Origin of the sequence: Bradyrhizobium sp. BR 1432 (assembly GCF_051547705.1) — a bacterium.
GTDB classification, from domain to species: Bacteria; Pseudomonadota; Alphaproteobacteria; order Rhizobiales; family Xanthobacteraceae; genus Bradyrhizobium; species Bradyrhizobium zhanjiangense.
The window spans coordinates 7,156,691-7,175,897 of the sequence record NZ_JBPUGF010000003.1 but is presented as its reverse complement, the minus strand read 5'-3'; the positions used below and the strand labels follow the sequence as shown (position 1 = coordinate 7,175,897).

Sequence of the window (19,207 nt, the reverse complement as noted above, 5' to 3'; positions counted from 1 at the left end):
CACATGATGGCGAGCGTTGCTTGCATGGGCGAATGCATGGTCGAGCTCCGGCAGGCCCAGGGCGGACATTCCACCGGATCGTCCGCGGCGCAAGGGCAGGGCGGCGGCCTGTACTCGCGCGGCTTCGGCGGCGACACGCTCAACACGGCGGTGTACCTGGCGCGGCTCGAGGTCAAGGTCGACTATCTCACCGCGCTGGGTGATGACGCCCTGAGTGATGAGATGATCGCGGCCTGGAATGCCGAGGGCGTTGGCACGAGGCGCGTCGTGCGGCTGCCGGGCAAGCTGCCCGGCCTCTACATGATCCAGCTCGATGCAAAGGGCGAGCGCCAGTTCTTCCACTGGCGGGACAGCGCGGCGGCGCGCCAGCTGATGAGCCTGCCGGAGACGGACGAGCTCCTCAACTCGCTGATGAGCTACGATATCGTCTATCTCTCCGCGATCACGCTCTCGATTTACGACGCGCCCGGGCGCGAGCGTCTGTTCGCGGCGATCAAGCGCGCGCGCCTGCTCGGCACCCGCTTTGTGTTCGACACCAATTTTCGCGCGCGCGGCTGGCCGGACCGCGAGGTCGCGCGCGAGGTGTTTGCTGCCGCCTTCGCGGCCGCCGACATCGTGCTGACCTCGACCGAGGACCTGCTTGCACTCTATCCCGGCGAGAGCCACGAGCAGCTGATGGCCCGCATCCCGTCTCCGGAGCTGGTGTTCCGGCTCGCCGAGCCGGTGAGCCTGTTGCGCGTTCCGGGGGCTACCCACGAGGTCCGCGCCGACCCCATGACCAAGCCGGTGGTGGACACCACAGCCGCCGGCGATAGCTTCGCGGCAGCCTATATTGCGGCCCGGCTCGCCGGCTCCGAGCCGGTCGAGGCCGCCCAGGCCGGGCATCGTCTCGCCAGCCTCGTGATCTGCTATCCCGGCGCCATCATTCCAAGCTATTCCATGCCGCCGAAGAAGCGGCATCGGCCGGCGGCCTCACGCCAGGTGACCAAGTGAAGAAGCGACAACAACGATGACCACGAGTGCCCAACAGAATCATCTCGTCGCGCTGTTCAAGGCGGCGACCGTCATTCCCGTCCTCACCATCGAGCGTATCCAGGATGCGGTGCCGCTGGCACGTGCGCTGGTCGCCGGCGGCGTCCGCACGCTGGAGGTGACCCTGCGCACCCCCGTTGCGATCGAGGCGGCGAGGGCAATGATGGCCGAAGTGCCCGAGGCGGTCGTCGGCATCGGCACGATTCTCAATCCGGCCGACTTCAGCCGCGTCGAGAAGCTCGGCGTCAAGTTCGGCATCAGCCCGGGCCTGACCCCCGATCTCCTCAAGGCCGCTGCCGACAGCGCCTTGCCGTTCGCGCCGGGCATCGCCACCGCCTCCGAGCTGATGATGGCGCTGGCGCAGGGGTTCGACGTCGCCAAATTCTTCCCGGCGGAGCAGGCCGGCGGCATCAAGGGCCTGCGCGCCCTCGGCGGGCCGTTCCCGAACGTGCGGTTCTGCCCAACCGGCGGGGTCGGCGAGGCCAATGCGGCGACCTGGCTCGCCGAGCCCAATGTGGTCGCGGTCGGCGGTTCCTGGCTGTGCCCGACGGCCGAGATCAGGGCCGGGAACTGGGCCGGCATAACTGCCATCTGCCAGCGCACCCTCAAGGCCCTGAAAGCCGCGTGAAGTCTTGCCATCCCTGGGCTAAGACTTAACTCAGGAAGAGACCCCAGGGAGAAATGACCATGACCGCCAGCATCGTCGGATGGGCGCATACGCCGTTCGGCAAGTTCGACACCGAAACCGTCGAAAGCCTCGTCACCCGCGTGGCCAACGAGGCGATGGCGGATGCCGGCATTTCGGCCAGTGATGTCGACGAGATCGTGCTCGGCCATTTCAACGCCGGCTTCTCGCCGCAGGATTTTACCGCCTCGCTGGTGCTCCAGGCCGACCCGAAGCTGCGCTTCAAGCCGGCGACCCGGGTCGAGAACGCCTGCGCCACCGGCTCGGCGGCCGTGCATCAGGGCCTGCGCGCGATTGCCGCAGGTGCGGCCAAGATCGTGCTGGTCGTCGGCGTCGAGCAGATGACCCGGACGCCGGGGCCGGAGATCGGCAAGAACCTGCTCAAGGCGTCTTACCTGCCCGAGGACGGCGACACGGTCGGCGGCTTCGCCGGCGTGTTCGGCAAGATCGCCAGCTCGTATTTCCAGAAATACGGCGACCAGTCCGATGCGCTGGCGCTGATCGCGGCCAAGAACCACAAGAACGGCGTCGCCAATCCCTTCGCTCAGATGCGCAAGGATTTTGGCTTCGACTTCTGCCGGGCCGAGAGCGAGAAGAACCCGTATGTCGCCGGTCCCTTGAAGCGGACCGACTGCTCGCTGGTCTCCGACGGTGCCGCGGCGCTGGTGCTGGCCGACGCCGAGACCGCCAAGGGCATGAGCAAGTCGATCGGCTTCCGCGCCACCGCCCACGCCCAGGACTTCCTGCCGATGAGCAAGCGCGACATCCTCCAGTTCGAGGGCTGCACCGTCGCCTGGCAGCGCGCGCTGGAGCAGGCGGGCGTGACGCTCTCGGATCTCTCCTTCGTCGAGACCCATGACTGCTTCACCGTCGCCGAGCTGATCGAGTACGAAGCCATGGGCCTGACGCCGAGGGGGCAGGGTGCCCGCGCCATCAAGGAAGGCTGGACGCTCAAGGACGGCAAGCTGCCGGTCAATCCGTCCGGCGGCCTCAAGGCCAAGGGCCATCCGATCGGCGCCACCGGCGTCTCCATGCATGTGATGACCGCGATGCAGCTCGCCGGACAGGCGCCCGAGGGCATGCAGCTCAAGAACGCAAAACTCGGCGGCATCTTCAACATGGGCGGTGCGGCGGTCGCCAATTACGTTTCCGTGCTGGAGCCGTTGAAGTAAGCTCGGTCCTGTAGGGTGGGCAAAGGCGCCATGCGCTGTGCCCACCTTCTTCTTGCGCTAGATCATGGTGAGCACGCTTCGCTTTGCCCACCCTAGGGCTCCTGATTGGTTTGCGGGAAAAGCATCATGAGCAAGGACTACGAAACTTCACTGTCGATGGATGCCCTCAACGATCGCATCGCGATCCTCGAGGATAACATCCGCCAGCTCATCGAGCAGGCCGCTGCCGCCTCGGGTGAGCAGAACGAGTCGCGGATCGCCGACCGCATCAATCAGCAGAACGACGAGCTCGACCGTCTCATCAAGATCCGCGAATCCCGCCAGAAGAAATAGCGGGCGATATCGCCGCGCGATGCATGCCGCCATACGCCGGTCGCCCTTGCGCGACCGGCGGCACTGCCGTTAGCTGGACCGAAATCGCGAGGGCGCTTGAGCCCTGCGCAATCGGGAGCGAACGATGGGGCCGCTGAAGGGCATCAAGGTCATCGACATGACCACCGTGCTGATGGGGCCTTATGCGACCCAGATGCTCGGCGATTACGGCGCCGACGTCATCAAGGTGGAATCGCTCGACGGCGACGTCACCCGCCTGATTGGCCCGACGCGGCACGCCGGCATGGGCCCGGTATTCCTCAACACCAACCGTAGCAAGCGCTCGATCTGTCTCGACCTGAAGAAGCCTGCCGGTCGCGATGCCGTGCTGCGATTGCTGAAGAATGCGGATGTTCTCGTCTACAACGTCCGCCCTCAGGCGATGGCGCGGCTTCAGCTCGGCTACGACGTCGTTTCCGCGATCAATCCACGTCTGGTCTATGCCGGCGTGTTCGGCTTCGGCCAGGACGGGCCCTATGCCGCAAAACCCGCCTATGACGATCTGATCCAAGGGGCGACCGCGCTGCCGGCGCTGATGGCGCAGACCGGCGATGGTGTGCCGCGCTATGTGCCGAACGCGCTGGTCGACCGCATCGTCGGTCTCACCGCGGTCGGCGCGATCTGCGCCAGCCTCGTGCATCGCGACCGCACCGGGCGCGGCCAGCGCGTCGACATCCCGATGTTCGAGACCATGGCCGGCTTCGTCATGGGCGATCACATGGGCGGGCTCACCTATGAGCCGCCGCTCGACAAAGGCGGTTACGCCCGCCACCTCTCGCGCGACCGCAGGCCCTACAAGACCTCGGACGGCCATCTCAGCGTCATCGTCTACAACGACAAGCAATGGGAGAATTTCTTTGAGGCGACGGGGCGCGACGATCTGCGCGCCGATCCCAAATTCGCAACTTTCGCCGGCCGCGCCGCCAATATCGACGTCGTCTATGCCGAGCTCGCGCGCATTTTCGAGACGCGTACCACCGCCGAGTGGATCGAGCTTTTGACCAAGGCCGACGTGCCGGTCATGCCGATGCACGACCTCGCCTCGATCCTGCACGATCCGCATCTGGAGGCGACGAATTTCTTCCCCGTCGTGGAGCATCCGACGGAAGGCCCGATCCGCAGCATGAAAGTGACGGCGACCTGGTCGGAGACGGAAGCCGAGCCGGATCGGCTCGCGCCGCGGCTCAACGAGCATGGCGCGGAGATCCTGGGCGAGATCGGCTATTCCGCCGACGAGATCGCAACCATGATCCGCGATGGCGTGACGCGACCCGCGCCGGAGTAGGGGGCATTATGAGCTTCATCACCGGCGTCGGCCTCACGCCTTACGGCAAGCACGAAGGCTCATCCTCGCTCGACCTGATGAGCAAGGCCGCGCAAGCCGCGCTCGACGATGCCGGGCTGAAGCGCACTGAAATCGACGGCATCCTCTGCGGCTACTCCACCGTCTCGCCGCACATCATGCTGGCGACCGTCTTCACCGAGCACTTTGGCATCCGCCCTGCTTACGCCCACGCCGTCCAGGTCGGCGGCGCCACGGGCCTCGCGATGACGATGCTCGCACATCATCTCGTCGAGGCAGGCGTCGCGCGCCACGTGCTCGTGGTCGCCGGCGAGAACCGGCTTACGGGCCAGAGCCGCGATGCCTCGATCCAGGCGCTGGCGCAGGTCGGACATCCCGACTACGAGGTTCCGCTCGGCCCGACCATTCCCGCCTATTACGGCCTCGTCGCCACCCGCTACATGCATGAATACGGCGTGACCGAAGAGGACCTTGCCGAGTTCGCGGTGCTGATGCGCAAGCACGCCTGCACTCATCCCGGCGCGCAATTCCACGATCCCATCACGGTTGCCGACGTCATGGCCTCCAAGCCGGTGGCGATGCCGCTGAAGCTGCTGGATTGCTGCCCAGTGTCCGACGGCGGTGCTGCGTTCATCGTCAGTCGCGAGCGGACCGGGGAGGCGGGCGTGCGTATTCGTGGCTGCGCGCAGGCCCATACCCATCAGCATGTCACGGCCGCACCCGGCCTCAGCGAACTCGGCGCCGAAATCTCGATCGCGCGCGCCAAGGCGGCCGCGGGCCTTGCGATCTCCGACGTGCGCTATGCTGCCATCTACGACAGTTTCACGATCACGCTCGCGATGCTGCTGGAGGACCTCGGCCTCGCCGGCCGCGGCGAGGCGGCAGCCCGCATACGATCAGGCCATTTCAACCGTGACGGCGCGATGCCGCTGAACACCCATGGCGGCCTGCTCAGCTACGGCCATTGCGGCGTCGGCGGCGCCATGGCGCATCTGGTCGAGGCGCATTTGCAGATGACGGGACGGGCGGCGAATCGGCAGGTGCGCGATGCCTCGGTCGCGCTCCTGCACGGCGATGGCGGCGTGCTGTCGTCCCATGTCAGCATGTTCCTGGAGCGGGTGCGATGAGCGAGCGTCTGGCCGACTGGACCAAGGGCGAGCAGGCCATCACCTACCAAGCCTGCGCCGCCTGCGGCCATGTGCAGTATTTCCACCGCGCCTTCTGCGCCGCCTGCGGCGTGCCCGATCCGCACGAAACGCGCGCCAGCGGCAAGGGCAGGGTGTATGCGACCTCGCTGGTCTGCCGCGCCGCGACGCCCGAGACGCGCGCCCACGTGCCCTACAACATCCTGCTGGTCGATTGCGCCGAGGGTTTTCGCATGATGGCGCATGGCGAGAACGGGCTTGTCATCGGCGATTCGGTCACCGCGAGCTTCAAACCTTTTGCCGGCAAGCTCGTGCCGTTCTTCACCAAAGAGAAATAGCAGCTAAGGGCGAATAGAGGGATTCGTCATTCGGGGGCGGTCCAAAGGACCGAGCCTGGAACGGGATTCTGGGCCTGGCCTGTGCGAGGGCCACCCCGGAATGACGAAAACTCTAAAACTCCAACTCAAGCGCGACGAGATTAGGATGAATCGTCATCGCGCTTTAGGTTATTGTTTCAGCATGATCTTTTCGGAAAACCGTTACGCGCTTTTCCGGATCATGCTCTAACGCCCGTAGAACAAGATGCTGGCGATGACGAGCATCGCTGTCACCGCCAGCATATGCGCGAGCGCTCCCGAGGCCGCCCCCTTGGTGGCTTCCTTCATGCCTTGTTCTCCCTAGACTTGGGCGTGACTCATCGTTGCGTGGTGAGCGCAAAGACGGCCAATTGTTTTACTCGGAACACCCCACTCACGAGTACCCACCGCAATTTGTCCCCACGCGGCGAATATCGACTGTGTCAGGGTCGATCAGCAATGCGGCGGCAATTTGACTCGATGATGTTGCTCCTGCGTCGGCGCAAGAATAGAGTTTTGGGGAACTCTCACCGGCAACGACAAAAAGCATCAAAAGCCCAAGAAAACTTTAGAGACAAACTTCAGGGAAAACTTCAGGAAAATCATGGCCCGCATTCAGTACAGCGACCCGTCCAAGGCCTCCGACCGCACCCGCGAAATCCTCGACAAGAACCGCAACGCCAATATTTTTCGCATGATGGCGCACTCGCCGAGCTATTTCGAGCAGTACTGCCGCCTTGGCGGCGCCATCCGCCACAAGGGCGAGCTCGATCCGGTGGTACGCGAGCTTGCGATCACGCGCACCGGCATCCTATGTGAGGCACCTTACGAGATCGTCGCGCACAAGCGCATCGGCAAGAATGTCGGTGTCACCGACGAGCAGAACGAGGCGATCGCAAACTGGCAGGCGGCGAGCTGCTTCAACGAGGTGCAGCGCGCCGCTCTGGCCTTCACCGACGAGATCGTGAAACTGAACAAGCCGACGGATGCGACCTTCAAAGCGATCGCATCGAAGCTGACGCCGGCCGCGCTGGTCGAGCTCCAGCTCTCGGTCGGCTTCTACGTTATGACCTCGAAATTCTTGGAGACGTTCGAGATCGACCTGCAGCCGGTGACGGAAGTGGTGGGCTGATCAGATTAGAAGCGGCGAGGAATGCCGATGACGATCGATGAATATGCGGCCTGGGCCGCGACCATTGCGAAAGTCGAAGAGCATCCGTCCAACGAGCGGCTGTCCTATCTCGGTCTCGGCCTTGCCGGCGAAGCCGGCGAGGTCGCCGATCACATCAAGAAGCTGCTCCGCGACGGCTGGCTGGATCAGGCGGGTCTCGTCAATGAGCTCGGCGACGTCGTCTACTACTGGGCGTGCCTGTGCGCGGCCACCGGCCAGCAGCCGTCCGAAGTGCTCAAGACCAGCGCAGCCAGGATCAACCGGCGGCTGAGCGAGGCCGCGAGCCGCTGACGCAAGCGTGAGCTGAAGGCCCCGGTCACCTCTCCCCGCCGGGGTAGGGCTATCGCATATGGCGTGAATAATGCTTCGGCATCGGCAGTGGGCTCCCTCTCCCGCTTGCGGGGGAGGGCTGGGGTGGGGGTGCCTCCGCGTGGGGATTGTCGAGAATTGCGGAGGCGATCCCAGTGCGGTGAGAGCCCTCACCCGCCGCGCTCGGGACGATGCTTCGCATCGCCCGGGACGCGTCGGCCTCTCCCGCAAGCGGGAGAGGCGGAGCGAACTCGCGGGTGGTCCCCGCGAAATGCATATGCGATAGCCCTACCCGCCGGGGAGAGGTGAAGAGCTCGGCCGCCGCTACGTCGACGTCAGAATATCCACCTTGGCGTTGGCGACGATCAGGCGGTCGGCCAATAGCTGGGCCAGATTGCGCATGATGCGCTCGCTGGCGCGGGGATGCTGCTCGCGGAAGCGCTCGAAATCCTTCAAAGGCGCTTCGAACACGGTTGCGGCCATGTCGGCGAATACGTCGGCGGAGCGCGTTGCCTCCAGCAGCGCCATCTCGCCAAAGGCCATGCCGGCAGTGAGTGTTGCCAGCCTGACGCCATCGGGCAGCGTGACGTGGACCGCGCCGCTGCGCAGGAAGAACACGGCATCGGCAAGGTCGCCGGTCGTGACGATCTTTGCGCCGGACGGATAACTCCTGACGGTGCAGATTGCGGCGAGGTCGGACAGCTCGTTCTCGCTCAGCCCTGCGAGCAGCGGCTGCTCGGCAAGCTCGGTGGTCTCGTGGAAGTCGATCGAGCCGCCATAGCGGTAGACGATCTGGTCTTCGGCCCATTCGATCGCGGTGTCGAGCAGGTAGAAGTCGCGGACGTTCTTCAGCTCCGCCGTCCATTCCCGCAAGCTGTCCCATTCCTTGGAGGCGCGCCTGACTCCCGACAGCACCACCGTGACGTTGAGTGCGGCGAGCTCTTCGAAGGCTTCGGCGACGAGGCGCGCACCGGCGCGCGTGGTGGAGGTGACGCGGTGCAGATCGAAGATCACGAATTGCGGCCGCGGCCGTCCCGCGAGCCGGCGCGAGACGTAGTCGACCGCCGACAGCGACAGCGTACCGACCAGCTCGATGACCCGCACCTCCTGCTCGTGCGCCGCCAGAATCTCGCGCTCCTGGGGGCGGCGCACGCGCCGCGACGGGCTCTTGCCGATGTCATAGTCGGCAATGACGGCATTGCGCGCGTCGTCGCTGCGGTTGAGCATGTGCAGATCGTAATGCGAGGACAGCGCCTCGCAGACCTTGATGCCGCGCACGCTGTTGCCGTGCTTGTCGAGCTTGGGCGAATAGCTGCCGAGCCCGAGCCGGGCAGGGAGTGCGGCGAGGATGCCGCCGCCGACGCCACTCTTGGCGGGGATGCCGATCCGGTAGACCCATTCGCCGGCATAATCGTACATACCCGACGATGTCATCACCGAGAGCGTGCGCGAGATCGCGTACGGCGTCAGCACCTGCTCGCCCGTCAGCGGATTGATGCCGCGATTGGCGAGCGTCGCCGCCATCACCGCGATGTCGCGCGCCGTGACCAGCACGGCGCATTGCCGGAAATAGACGTCGAGCACGGCCGCGACGTTGTCGGAGATCACGGCGTTGGTCTTGAGGAGATAGCCGATGGCACGGTTGCGGTCGCCGGTCTGGCTCTCCGAAGCGTAGACCGATTCATCGACAGCGAGTTCGCGTCCGGCGAAACGGCCGAGCGCAAGGCGGATCTGCTCGAAAGCGTCCGCGCCCTTGCTGTCGTAGATCAGCCCGGTGCAGGCGATCGCGCCGGCATTGACCATCGGGTTGAACGGATGGTTTTCGGAATTGAGCCGGATCGAGTTGAAGGGATCTCCGGAAGGTTCGACGCCAATCGCGCTCTCGACTTTGCCGGCTCCCAAAAGGTCCAGCGCCAGCGCGAACACGAACGGCTTGGACATCGACTGGATGGTGAAGGGCACCCGGCTGTCGCCGACTTCGTAGACATGCCCGTCCAGCGTCGCGAGGCTGATGCCGAAATGGGCAGGGTCGGCCTTGCCCAGCTCGGGGATGTAGTCAGCAACGCTGCCTGAGGTCTCGGCCGAGAATTCGTTGAGGCAATTGTCCAGAAACCGCAGCAAGGGCGGTTTCGAGCGGGTCCAGGCGGAGGCGGCGGGCGATAGCGGCTTCATCGCCTCACTTGTGCAACGCAATCAGGGCGCGCGCAACCCGTCCGGCACGATGGTCTGCCGGCGGACCAGGACAAGGGCGAGCAAAGCCGTGGGCACGAGGATCGCGAGGCCAAGCAGCGTCACCTGCATCTGCGACAGCGGCATGATCCCGCCGCCGGGCGTCGCGACCACGAAGCCGCCGATCACCAGCAGCACACGGATCGGCCATTCCAGCGCGCCAGCGCCGCGCAAGTTACCGACGAAGGGCTGGTAGCCCTGGATGCCGCCGCAGATGAACAGCGTGCCGAACGCGGCGAGCCCCATAAGGCCGAGCCCGGCGAGGTAGGGGCTCGGCCCCTGCAGCACCAGCGCCGGATTGAGCACGAAGAAGAATGGGATGAAATAGATGATGCTGCCCACCCACATCGATTCCCACCCGGTCTTCATCGCCGGCGAGCCGGCAATGCCGGCGGCGGCGAACGAGGCGATGGCAACCGGCGGCGTGATCGAGGACGGCATGCCCCGATAGAAGATGAACATGTGCACAGCCATGCGATTGAGCCCGAGCTTCTCCAGCGCGGGCGCGACCAGGATGGCGAGGAAGATGTAGCAGGCCGTGGTCGTCAGGCCGAGTCCGAGGATCAGGCTGGTGAGCGCGCACATGCCGAGCAGCAGGAAGGCGTTGTCGCCGGCAATGTGCAGGAGGTCGTTGGCAAGGCTCGACACCACGCCAGTCATCGAGAATGCGCCGATCAGCAGGCCGCAGCCGGCGAGGATGCCGACCAGCTCGACGAAGGTGCGGCCGTTGACCTCCAGGAACTTGCCGATGGTCGCAAAGGTCCAGCGCGTGTCCTTGGAGAAGAACTGGTTCAGAACGAGCAGCAGCGCGGTGGCGTAGAACGGCGCGTGGCTCTCGCGCTTGAAGTAGAGCAGCATCACGATCAGGAGCGCGATCACGAAGACGTAGTACCAGCCGTCCTTGATCGTATCCATGATGCGGGGCAGCTCGGCGCGCGGAATCCCCTTCAGCCCGTGGCGCGCGGCATAGGCATCGACCTGCATGAACAGGCCGACGTAATAGAGGGCCGCCGGAATGATCGCGGCGAGTGCGACATCGGCGTAACTGACATTGAGGAATTGCGCGATCACGAAAGCAGTCGCGCCCATCACCGGCGGCGCCAACACCGCGCCGGTCGAGGCGCAGGCCTCGATCGCACCGGCATAGGATGCGCGAAAACCGCTCTTCTTCATGACGGGAATGGTCATGGTACCGGCGGTGAGCACGTTGGAGATGATCGAGCCCGACATCATGCCGAGCAGGCCGCTGGCAAAGATGCAGACCTTCGCCGCACCGCCGCGGAAGGTACCGCACAGTGCAAAGGCGAGGTTGATGAAGAATTTCCCGGCGCCCGTCATCATCAGCGCAGTGCCGAACACCAGGAAGCCGATCACGGTGTCGGCGAAGGCCTGGATCGGAATGCCGAGCAGGCTCTCGCCGGAGAGCACGTGATAGGCCGTTGCCTGCTCGAGTGTCGATTGTGTGCCGCGGAACGGCCCGAGCCAGCTGGATTCGGCGAACAGCGGATAGACGGTGAAAGGCAAGACGCTCAGCAGCAGGCTCCAGCCACCGGTGCGGCGCAGCGCTTCCATCAGCATCACCCACATCACGAGGCCGGCTGCGATCACACTGTTGGGCGCGCCGCCGAACTCCCAGCCGGCCTCCGCCGCCTTGCGTACGTTGGACATCAGCATCAGCGCCGCCGCGAAGGTCGCGACGAACAAGACGAGGTCGTACCAGGGGATGCGGTCGAGCGGGGCGCGTTCAGTCCCTGGGAAGATCAGGAAGGTGAACGGCAGCATCAACGCGATCAGGAGATAGAAATACTCCGTGTTGAGCTGGGTGTAGCCGACGAAGAAGCGCAGCGAGAATTGCTGGTTGATGCAGAGCAGGATGGTGGCCGCGGTCGCAACCACCAGCGTCCAGCGCCAGGCGCCGCGCAGCGTACGCACGCGCGTGACCTCCGCCTCCTGCATGTTGGCGGCGGCGCCGTGCGGATCGTCGAACACGATCCGCTTGGCCTCGTCCTGCGAGCCGGTGGAGGTGGAAGCAGAAGGCATCATCGATCCCGCGCGTGGGCTATTGAACGCTGGCTAATGCGAATGGGTGTTGTTTTGCATCGATCGCGTCGCGGGCTCGCTCAACCTCTCCCGCTTGCGGGAGAGGTCGGCGCGCCAGCGCCGGGTGAGGGTTTCCTGCTCTGGGGGAATCCCGCCGTGGAGACACCCTCTCCCCAACCCTCTCCCGCAAGCGGGAGAGGGAGCGCACTTCCCGCGCGGCAACGATCAAACCCAACAGCATCGCGTTCTATTCCTCAAATCCGTTCGGCATGTCGGCCTTGGCAAGCGCTGCCGCGCGGGCCTTCATCCAGCCGTCGAGGAATGCCCTGTCATCCGATGGCGGATTTGACTTACCGTACGCCGCCCACGCCGCGCCAAGCACCTCTTGCCGCTTGATCAGCTTGTTGTTGTGCGCCTCCTGCGCATCGCTCCATTGCCCGGCCTCCTTGAGCGCCTGCACCGCACCGGGATGTACCGGCACCACCCAGTTCTTGGTCTGCCGGTCGGCGGCAAGACCGCCGGCACCGGGCGCGGAATCCTTGTAGGCGTCGTAGTTCACGATCATCGCCTTGGTGATCGCATAGACCTGATCGGCCGGCTGCGAGGCGTAGGCGACGAAGATCGGGTAGGGATAGTTACCGAGCTCGACCGGCTTGTCCGGCGAGATGCCGGCGCCGCAGGTCGCAAGCTGCGGGAAGAAGAACGAGCCGACCTTTTGCATCCGCGCCCAGCCTTCCTTGTCCTTGGCGGGGAGCGGCGGCCAGATCAGGCCGCGCGGCGAGGTCTCGGCCTCCTTGGCGGGGCCGGTGATGGTAGTGCCGAACGCGGCATCGACGTCGTTGTTGATCAGGCCCTTCCACATCGCGCCGTAGCTTGCGAACTCGACGGCCTTGACGTCCTTCTGCGTCAGCCCTGCGAAGGCGAGCACCGCGAGCGAGTTCTGGTTCAGCGCCGGCGAGCCGACGACGAAGCCGACGCGCTTGCCTCTGAGGTCCTTCAGCTCCTTCACGCCGGTGTCGGCAGCGACGCCGAGCGAGCCGCAATTGCAGTCGACCGTCGAGAGCAGGATCTGGAGCGGCTGCGGCCCCCATTCCTTCGATCCGAACTCGAACACGCCCTCCTGCGCGAAATAGGTCCCGAGCCCATCGCCGAGGAGGCCGCGCGCTTGGCGCGCAGCGGCGCGAGGCGGGCGACGTCGTTGCCTGCGGGGAGCACGCGCACGTCGGTGCCATATTTGTCCTTCATCATCTTGCCGACGCCGACCGCGATGTTGAAGCCGGCGGTGCCGGTGTCATAGGCGGTGAACGTCAATGTCGCCGGCAGCTTGATATCCTCGGCGAACGCATAGCGTGTAGACGCAAAAGAAATGCCTGCCACCAAGGCAGGCGCAAGCATGAGCAGCCCACGAAGCATGTTTTCCCTCCATCATCTTCGCTTAAGCGCGAAGACCTTCTTGCTTGAATCGGATCATGTCACCGGGCATCCGCGATGGCAACGCCGGAGCGCGAATGCAGAAACCAGGCTGACAGAATGTCGCGGAATCCAGGGATTATGCAGTCAGTTCGCGACGATCGCGATCGCTTGTCCCTCGGCAACGACGTCGTCGAGCTTCACCAGAAGCGACGTGATCGTGCCGCTCGCGGGCGACTGCACGGGTATCTCCATCTTCATGGCTTCGACGACCACAACGTCATCGCCATCTGCGACGGTTCCTCCAACTTGCACGGGAGTTGCGCAGATGCGCCCCGCGACCTCCGTGACGATCTTAATTTCTGGCATGCCATCCCTTTTTGTTGTCGTCGCAAGATGCCTGAGGTAGCGTCGTCTGCAAGTGGAATTTAATTCCGCAGAGCGAAACAAGCTGGTAGGGAACATGGGACGACGATCGGAGCGGTTGAGTAGGCAAGGTGTGCTCGCTGGCGATGCCGGTGAGGGTGATGTCATCCAGGTGGTGTCGCGCGCGTTCGACGTGTTGCGATGCTTCGAGGGCCACGATAGCAGGCTCGGCAATCTCGAGATATCGAATCGCTGCGGCCTGCCGCGCTCGACGGTGTCGCGGCTCACGCACACGCTGACGCGGATGGGCCAGCTCGTCTACCTGCCGCGCGATCAGAAATATCGCATCGGCCCGAGCGCGGTGGCGATGAGCGCTTCGATGATGAAGGGCGCGCAGCTGCGCAGCATGATCCGCCAGCGGCTTCAGGAAGTCGCCGAGCAGCTTCCGGGCACGGTCGGCTTCGTCGTTCCCGATCGCTTCCATCTCGTCTATCTCCAGTTCGCGCGCTCGGCGAGCGCGCTCGGCCTGCACGAGGGCACCGGCAGCCGCATCTCGATGGCTTCGACCGCGGCAGGCGCGGCCTACACCGCTGCGCTGTCGCCCGAGGTCGGCGACGCCTTCATTGCGGACATGGAGCGGGAAGCGCCCGAGGCTGCAAAAATCTTGAGGCCCCGCATCGAGGCCAACCGGCAGTCGCTGCGCGAGCGCGGTTATGTCGTGGCCTGCGGCCTGTGGAGTCCGCACATCAACGGCCTCGCCGTGCCGATCTGGTCGCCGCAGTATCAGACCTTCGTCGTCATCACGATCGGCCTGCTGGCTGCGATGTATGACGAGCAGCGGCTGCATGACGAAGTCGCCCCGTTGATGCTCACGCTCGGCCGCTCGCTCGGCAGCCTGATGGAAGGCGCGGAGGGCGATGCCTTCAACAACCGTCTCTCGCGTAAGCCGGTCGCAATGGCCGTGCGCAACAATAACAAGCCGATCAACTCGGAGGGAGTGAATGAACTGGAAGCCGGAACTCGACGAGCTCGCCCGGCGCGAAGCCTTCGCGCGGGAGATGGGCGGCGTTGACAAGGTCAAGCGACAGCATGACCAGGGCCGGCTGAGTGTTCGGGAGCGCATCGACGGACTGATCGACAAAGGCAGCTTTCACGAGATCGGTGCCGTCTCCGGCATCGGTGAGTACGATTCCAGCGGCGAGCTGCAGAAAGTGACGCCGGCGAACTGCGTGTTCGGTCGTGCGCGCATCGAAGGCCGTACCGTGGTCGTGGTCGGCGACGATTTCACGGTGCGCGGTGGCTCGGCGGACGCGTCGATCTCGGCCAAGCCGCTGATGGCGGAGGAGATGGCGCGCGACTTCCGCCTGCCCATCGTCCGCATCGTCGAGGGCTCCGGCGGCGGCGGCTCGGTCAAGACCATCGAGACCAAGGGCGCGGCCAATCTGCCGGGCGGCATCGGCGGCACGCGCTGGTATCGCTTCACGACGGAGAACCTGTCGCGCGTGCCGGTCGTCGCGCTCGGCCTCGGCTCCGTCGCGGGCTTAGGTGCCGCGCGTCTTGCCGCAAGCCACTATTCCATCATGACCCGGAAGTCCGCGATGTTCGTGGCGGGCCCGCCGGTGGTGAAGGCGCTGGGGCAGGACCTCTCGAAGGAGGAGCTCGGCGGCGCCGACATCCAGACCCGCGCCGGCGCGATCGATCATGCGGTCGAGACCGAGGAGGAGGCGTTTGCCTGCGCGCGGCGCTTCCTGTCGTATTTGCCGTCCTCGGTGTACGAGCTGCCGGCGACCTTGCCCTGCACCGACAATCCGGAGCGCACCGAGGAAGCGCTGCTGAGCGCGGTGCCGCGCAACCGCAAGCAGGTCTATAAGATGCGGCCGATCATCGACGCCGTCGTCGACAAGGGCTCGTTCTTCGAGGTCGCCAAGAATTTCGGCAAGCCAATCATCGTCGGTCTCGCGCGGCTCGAGGGCAGGGCGGTGCTGCTGCTCGCCAGCGACAGTTTTCATTATGGCGGCTCCTGGACCGCAGATGCCTGCCAGAAGGTGGTGCGCTGGGTCGACTTCGCCGAGACCTTCCACCTGCCGATCGTCTATCTCATGGACTGCCCCGGCTTCATGATCGGCCTCGACGCCGAGAAGGCCGCCACCATCCGCCACGGCGTCCGCGCCATGGCCGCGGTGAACCAGACCACCGTGCCCTGGTGCACGGTGATTCTGCGCAACGCCTTCGGCGTCGCCGGGGTCGTGCATCAGCCCGCCGACCGCTTCTCGATCCGCTACGCCTGGCCGTCCGCCTATTGGGGTTCGCTGCCGCTCGAAGGCGGCATCGAAGCCGCCTACCGCGCCGATATCGACGCGGCCGAGGACAAGGCCGCGAAGCTGAAGGAGATCGAAGCGCGCCTCAACAAGCTGCGCTCGCCGTTCCGGTCGGCCGAAAAGTTCTGGGTCGAGGAGATCATCGATCCCAGAAGGACGCGATCATTGCTGTGCGAGTTCGCCCGGCTGGCCGAGCCGCTGCGCAAGCCCGGGCCGCCGGAGAATTTTTCGATCAGGCCGTAGCGCTCAAGCCGTGATTGCAGCCGGCAACGCGAGGAACCTTTCCTGGCGTGCCGCATTCGTCGCGCATGAGGAGCTTGTATTTCGGCATCGGCGCTCTCGCCGGCGCGCTGGTCCTCCTCACGATTTGGCTGGGCCAGCACGAACGGCAAGCGTCAATCGATCGTCTCGAGCGATGGGAAATTCCCCACGCGCCTGCGCGCTAGCTGGGGACGCTTGACCGCGGTTTGCAGCGACATAGCCGTGGCTGATGCACATGTGGTCAAGTCTCAGTTTCGATGACACGCCGTTCGTTCTCTGCGAGTTAATCATTCCGGCCGCAACGTCTGGTTTACAACGATTGCGGAGGCCAGCCCGCAAATGCAACCACTTTCAGCCGCTCTTTAGGCCGATTTCAGCCAAACTGTTATTGGTTGCTCGCTGTGGGGCAGGGATCTCACAATTTGGAGCCTGCAATGTTCAAGTCAGTTCTTTCTGCGTGCCTTTTCGTTGCCTTTAGCTCCGTTGCCTCCGAAGCCCGGCCCTATCGCATTCATCAAGTACCTGAATGCAACGTCACGATGCCCTGCGACTTCTCGTATTCGCAAACGCGCCCTGAGCGGACGCCCAGATCCTCACTGCAAGCCTATCGCTCAACGCAACTGACAGTGACCGACGCAGGCGGCGCCGCGGCGACGAGTGTCTCCGGCACGCGCATCATTGGAGGGCGGCCGGCTGGTTGCCCCTCATCCTTCTGCGGCTGCGGCGCAGCTCTGCGCGTGTTCGGTCGTGTGGTGCCGGAATTGAATCTCGCCGCGAACTGGCTGCGCTTTCCGCGCACGTCACCGGCACCGGGAATGGTCGCGGCCCGGCGCGGGCATGTCTTCGTCCTGGAGCAGCACCTCGGAGGCGACATGTGGATGGCGTACGACGCCAATTCGGGCGGTCACACAACGCGAATGCATGCGCGCTCGCTGCGGGGCTACACGGTCGTCAACCCGCGCGGCTGAGAAAATGGCGGGATTGCCCGGCTTCAACTAGAGCCGTCACACCTTGCCGAAATTCGTTTGCGGATTGAGCGCGCGTTCCCACGAACGCGCGCGATGAATCCATGCGGCGTGACCTCACAACAATAACGCGCTACGCTCCTCCGGCAAGAACAAGAGGAAGCGCCAATCGTGTATGACTTCATTATCGTGGGCGGCGGCTCGGCAGGGTCCGTGCTGGCCCACCGGCTCTCCGCAAAGAGCGCCAACAAGGTCCTGCTGTGCGAAGCCGGACAGGACACGCCACCGGGCAACGAGCCGGCCGAGATCAGGGACAGCTATCCGGGCACGGCCTATTTCGATCCGCGCTTCCACTGGACCGAGCTCAAGGTCACGACGCAAGTTGTCAGCCACAACAATCCGAACGAGGGGCGTCCGCCTTTGCGCAAATACGAGCAGGCGCGGGTGCTCGGCGGCGGCTCGTCGATCAACGGCCAGATGGCCAATCGCGGCGCGCCGACCGACTACGACGAATGGCAGGCGCGGGGCGCCGAGGGCTGGAGCTGGAACGACGTGCTGCCCTTCTTCAAGAAGGTCGAGCGCGACCTCGATTTCGACGGGCCGTACCACGGCAAGGACGGCAGGATCCCGGTCCGCCGCATCCCGCGGGAGCACTGGACGCGGCATTCACAGGCCTTCGCCGCGGCCTTCCAGCAGGCCGGCCATCAGTTCGTGCCCGACCAGAACGGCGAGTTCGTCGACGGCTACTTCCCGGTGACGCATTCCAACCAGGCCGAGCAACGCGTCTCGGCCGCCATGGGCTATCTCGACCGCGACACCCGCAAGCGCGCCAACCTCACGATCTCCACCAACACGCAGGTTCGCGAGCTGTTGTTCGAGGGCACGCAATGCGTCGGCGTGAAAGCTATGGTCGACGGGCGGGAGCAGGAATTCCGCGGACGCGAGATCATTCTCTCCAGCGGCGCCATTCATTCGCCGGCGCATCTGTTGCGCGCCGGCATCGGTCCGGTCGGTCACCTCAAGGATCTAGGCATTCCCGTGCTGATGGGCTTGCCGGGCGTCGGCCAGCGCCTGATGGATCATCCCTCGATCTCGCTGTCGTCCTTCGTCCGCCGCGGCGCGCGCATGAACGAGCACACCCGGCGCCACATGCAGCTTGGCCTGCGTTATTCCTCTGGGCTGCCGGGCGTGCCGAAGGGCGACATGTTCGTCGTCCTGCTCAGCAAGTCGGCCTGGCATGCGGTCGGGGAGCAGATCGGCTCGCTGCTGACGTTCGTCAACAAGACCTATTCCGAGACCGGACAGGTCAAGCTTGCCTCGCGCGATCCCTCCGCGGAGCCGATCGTCGAGTTCAATTTGTTGTCCGACCGGCGCGACCTCGATCGCCTGATGAGCGGCTTCCGCAAGATGGCGGCGGTGCAGATGAGCGAAGTCGTCAGGAAGGTGACGGACAAGCCGTTCCCGGCCGCCTATACCGACCGCGTCCGCAAGATCGGCGTGGTCAACACCAAGAACAAAATCCTCACCACGATCGCCGCGGCCCTGATGGACGGGCCGTCGGCGCTGCGCCACTACATGATCGACAATTTCGTGGTCGAAGGCTTCACCTTCGATCAGGTCATGAATGACGATGAGGCGCTGGAAGCCTTCGTGCGCAAGGCGACCATCGGCGTGTGGCATGCCTCGTGCTCATGCCGCATGGGTCGGGACGACGATCCGATGGCGGTGGTCGACAACCAGGGCCGCGTCAAGGGTGTGCAGGGCCTGCGGGTCGTCGACGCCTCGATCTTCCCGGTGGTGCCATGCGCCAACACCAACTTCCCGGTCCTGATGTCGGCGGAAAAGATCGCTGCCGCGATCCAGTGAACTGCAAGCGCTCTCCGGGATTATCAGCGGCCGGCTTGCCGGAGCAGCCGCGGGCCCTCCGTGTCTCAGGGCAGATGCGCCGAGCCAGGACAGGATGCCGTCATCCTGGCCTGCGGCCGATTGCGATCCACCTCAATCGACAGGATTGACGCAGCCTGGCGCCGGCCTGGAAGCTACCATCCGACCGTCCGGATGCTCCTGCCTGCG

The 19,207-nt window shown here is 64.9% G+C and carries 16 protein-coding genes and 1 pseudogene; 13 read left to right on the top strand and 4 right to left on the bottom strand.

The annotated features are described in order from the left end of the window. The first annotated feature begins 6 nt into the window (after positions 1-6). The 9 genes from ACSKB8_RS34930 to ACSKB8_RS34890 all read left to right on the top strand — a co-directional run bounded on the left by ACSKB8_RS34930 (position 7) and on the right by ACSKB8_RS34890 (position 7,527). Positions 7-993 (top strand): sugar kinase, encoded by a 987-nt coding sequence (locus tag ACSKB8_RS34930; protein ID WP_438109037.1) that lies wholly within the window; start codon positions 7-9, stop codon positions 991-993. Between the two features lie 16 nt (positions 994-1,009). Beyond that, positions 1,010-1,660, top strand: coding sequence for a bifunctional 4-hydroxy-2-oxoglutarate aldolase/2-dehydro-3-deoxy-phosphogluconate aldolase (gene eda, locus ACSKB8_RS34925; protein ID WP_438109036.1), 651 nt, complete (start codon positions 1,010-1,012; stop codon positions 1,658-1,660). A gap of 59 nt (positions 1,661-1,719) precedes the next feature. After that, positions 1,720-2,889, top strand: a complete 1,170-nt coding sequence (locus ACSKB8_RS34920) for an acetyl-CoA acetyltransferase (protein WP_091888507.1) — start codon at positions 1,720-1,722, stop codon at positions 2,887-2,889. Positions 2,890-3,015: 126 nt separating this feature from the next. Further along, complete coding sequence (locus ACSKB8_RS34915; protein ID WP_091888505.1) at positions 3,016-3,222, top strand: hypothetical protein; 207 nt, start codon at positions 3,016-3,018, stop codon at positions 3,220-3,222. Positions 3,223-3,346: 124 nt separating this feature from the next. Then, positions 3,347-4,546, top strand: a complete 1,200-nt coding sequence (locus ACSKB8_RS34910; RefSeq protein WP_438109034.1) for a CaiB/BaiF CoA transferase family protein — start codon at positions 3,347-3,349, stop codon at positions 4,544-4,546. Positions 4,547-4,554: 8 nt separating this feature from the next. After that, the gene (locus ACSKB8_RS34905) at positions 4,555-5,691 is read left to right on the top strand and encodes a thiolase family protein (RefSeq protein WP_438109032.1); all 1,137 of its coding nucleotides are present in this window, start codon (positions 4,555-4,557) and stop codon (positions 5,689-5,691) included. Then, complete coding sequence (locus tag ACSKB8_RS34900; RefSeq protein WP_438109030.1) at positions 5,688-6,047, top strand: Zn-ribbon domain-containing OB-fold protein; 360 nt, start codon at positions 5,688-5,690, stop codon at positions 6,045-6,047. The genes ACSKB8_RS34905 and ACSKB8_RS34900 overlap by 4 nt, the downstream gene beginning before the upstream one ends. 622 nt (positions 6,048-6,669) lie before the next feature. Next, on the top strand, positions 6,670-7,197 hold the full coding sequence (locus ACSKB8_RS34895) for a carboxymuconolactone decarboxylase family protein (RefSeq protein ID WP_091888497.1): 528 nt from the start codon (positions 6,670-6,672) through the stop codon (positions 7,195-7,197). Positions 7,198-7,224: 27 nt separating this feature from the next. Continuing rightward, entirely contained in the window at positions 7,225-7,527 is a 303-nt protein-coding gene (locus ACSKB8_RS34890) for a nucleoside triphosphate pyrophosphohydrolase family protein (RefSeq protein WP_176945636.1), read from the top strand. Between the two features lie 342 nt (positions 7,528-7,869). Here ACSKB8_RS34890 and glsA read toward each other — a convergent pair whose 3' ends face one another. The 4 genes and pseudogenes from glsA to ACSKB8_RS34870 form a co-directional block, all read right to left on the bottom strand. Beyond that, positions 7,870-9,717 (bottom strand): glutaminase A, encoded by a 1,848-nt coding sequence (gene glsA / locus ACSKB8_RS34885; RefSeq protein ID WP_438109028.1) that lies wholly within the window; start codon positions 9,715-9,717, stop codon positions 7,870-7,872. A 21-nt stretch (positions 9,718-9,738) separates the two neighbouring features. Beyond that, entirely contained in the window at positions 9,739-11,814 is a 2,076-nt protein-coding gene (locus tag ACSKB8_RS34880; RefSeq protein ID WP_438109027.1) for a TRAP transporter permease, read from the bottom strand. Between the two features lie 247 nt (positions 11,815-12,061). Then, positions 12,062-13,227 (bottom strand): annotated as a pseudogene (locus ACSKB8_RS34875) (TAXI family TRAP transporter solute-binding subunit). Positions 13,228-13,371: 144 nt separating this feature from the next. Beyond that, positions 13,372-13,593: a biotin/lipoyl-containing protein gene (locus ACSKB8_RS34870; RefSeq protein ID WP_128934384.1), complete on the bottom strand. Its 222-nt coding sequence runs from the start codon at positions 13,591-13,593 to the stop codon at positions 13,372-13,374. A gap of 94 nt (positions 13,594-13,687) precedes the next feature. On the opposite strand from ACSKB8_RS34870, the gene ACSKB8_RS34865 reads away from it, so the two are divergent. The 4 genes from ACSKB8_RS34865 (at position 13,688) to ACSKB8_RS34850 (ending at position 19,000) form a co-directional block, all read left to right on the top strand. Next, positions 13,688-14,662: an IclR family transcriptional regulator gene (locus ACSKB8_RS34865; protein WP_176946012.1), complete on the top strand. Its 975-nt coding sequence runs from the start codon at positions 13,688-13,690 to the stop codon at positions 14,660-14,662. Beyond that, positions 14,592-16,151, top strand: a complete 1,560-nt coding sequence (locus tag ACSKB8_RS34860) for an acyl-CoA carboxylase subunit beta (protein WP_438109025.1) — start codon at positions 14,592-14,594, stop codon at positions 16,149-16,151. The genes ACSKB8_RS34865 and ACSKB8_RS34860 overlap by 71 nt, the downstream gene beginning before the upstream one ends. 452 nt (positions 16,152-16,603) lie before the next feature. Continuing rightward, a complete protein-coding gene (locus tag ACSKB8_RS34855) occupies positions 16,604-17,137 on the top strand; it encodes a hypothetical protein (protein ID WP_438109023.1) in 534 nt (177 codons plus the stop codon). 168 nt (positions 17,138-17,305) lie between these two features. Further along, positions 17,306-19,000 (top strand): GMC family oxidoreductase, encoded by a 1,695-nt coding sequence (locus ACSKB8_RS34850; protein WP_438109021.1) that lies wholly within the window; start codon positions 17,306-17,308, stop codon positions 18,998-19,000. The last annotated feature ends 207 nt before the right edge of the window (positions 19,001-19,207 follow it).

What these genes read in the sequence shown, in the direction of transcription:
- glsA (WP_438109028.1), bottom strand. Translation starts at nt 9,717, where the DNA reads ATGAAGCCGCTATCGCCCGCCGCCTCCGCCTGGACCCGCTCGAAACCG.
- ACSKB8_RS34900 (WP_438109030.1), top strand. Translation starts at nt 5,688, where the DNA reads ATGAGCGAGCGTCTGGCCGACTGGACCAAGGGCGAGCAGGCCATCACC.
- ACSKB8_RS34865 (WP_176946012.1), top strand. Translation starts at nt 13,688, where the DNA reads ATGGGACGACGATCGGAGCGGTTGAGTAGGCAAGGTGTGCTCGCTGGC.
- ACSKB8_RS34895 (WP_091888497.1), top strand. Translation starts at nt 6,670, where the DNA reads ATGGCCCGCATTCAGTACAGCGACCCGTCCAAGGCCTCCGACCGCACC.
- ACSKB8_RS34880 (WP_438109027.1), bottom strand. Translation starts at nt 11,814, where the DNA reads ATGCCTTCTGCTTCCACCTCCACCGGCTCGCAGGACGAGGCCAAGCGG.
- ACSKB8_RS34910 (WP_438109034.1), top strand. Translation starts at nt 3,347, where the DNA reads ATGGGGCCGCTGAAGGGCATCAAGGTCATCGACATGACCACCGTGCTG.
- ACSKB8_RS34920 (WP_091888507.1), top strand. Translation starts at nt 1,720, where the DNA reads ATGACCGCCAGCATCGTCGGATGGGCGCATACGCCGTTCGGCAAGTTC.
- eda (WP_438109036.1), top strand. Translation starts at nt 1,010, where the DNA reads ATGACCACGAGTGCCCAACAGAATCATCTCGTCGCGCTGTTCAAGGCG.
- ACSKB8_RS34905 (WP_438109032.1), top strand. Translation starts at nt 4,555, where the DNA reads ATGAGCTTCATCACCGGCGTCGGCCTCACGCCTTACGGCAAGCACGAA.
- ACSKB8_RS34915 (WP_091888505.1), top strand. Translation starts at nt 3,016, where the DNA reads ATGAGCAAGGACTACGAAACTTCACTGTCGATGGATGCCCTCAACGAT.
- ACSKB8_RS34930 (WP_438109037.1), top strand. Translation starts at nt 7, where the DNA reads ATGGCGAGCGTTGCTTGCATGGGCGAATGCATGGTCGAGCTCCGGCAG.
- ACSKB8_RS34855 (WP_438109023.1), top strand. Translation starts at nt 16,604, where the DNA reads ATGTTCAAGTCAGTTCTTTCTGCGTGCCTTTTCGTTGCCTTTAGCTCC.
- ACSKB8_RS34890 (WP_176945636.1), top strand. Translation starts at nt 7,225, where the DNA reads ATGACGATCGATGAATATGCGGCCTGGGCCGCGACCATTGCGAAAGTC.
- ACSKB8_RS34870 (WP_128934384.1), bottom strand. Translation starts at nt 13,593, where the DNA reads ATGCCAGAAATTAAGATCGTCACGGAGGTCGCGGGGCGCATCTGCGCA.
- ACSKB8_RS34860 (WP_438109025.1), top strand. Translation starts at nt 14,592, where the DNA reads ATGAACTGGAAGCCGGAACTCGACGAGCTCGCCCGGCGCGAAGCCTTC.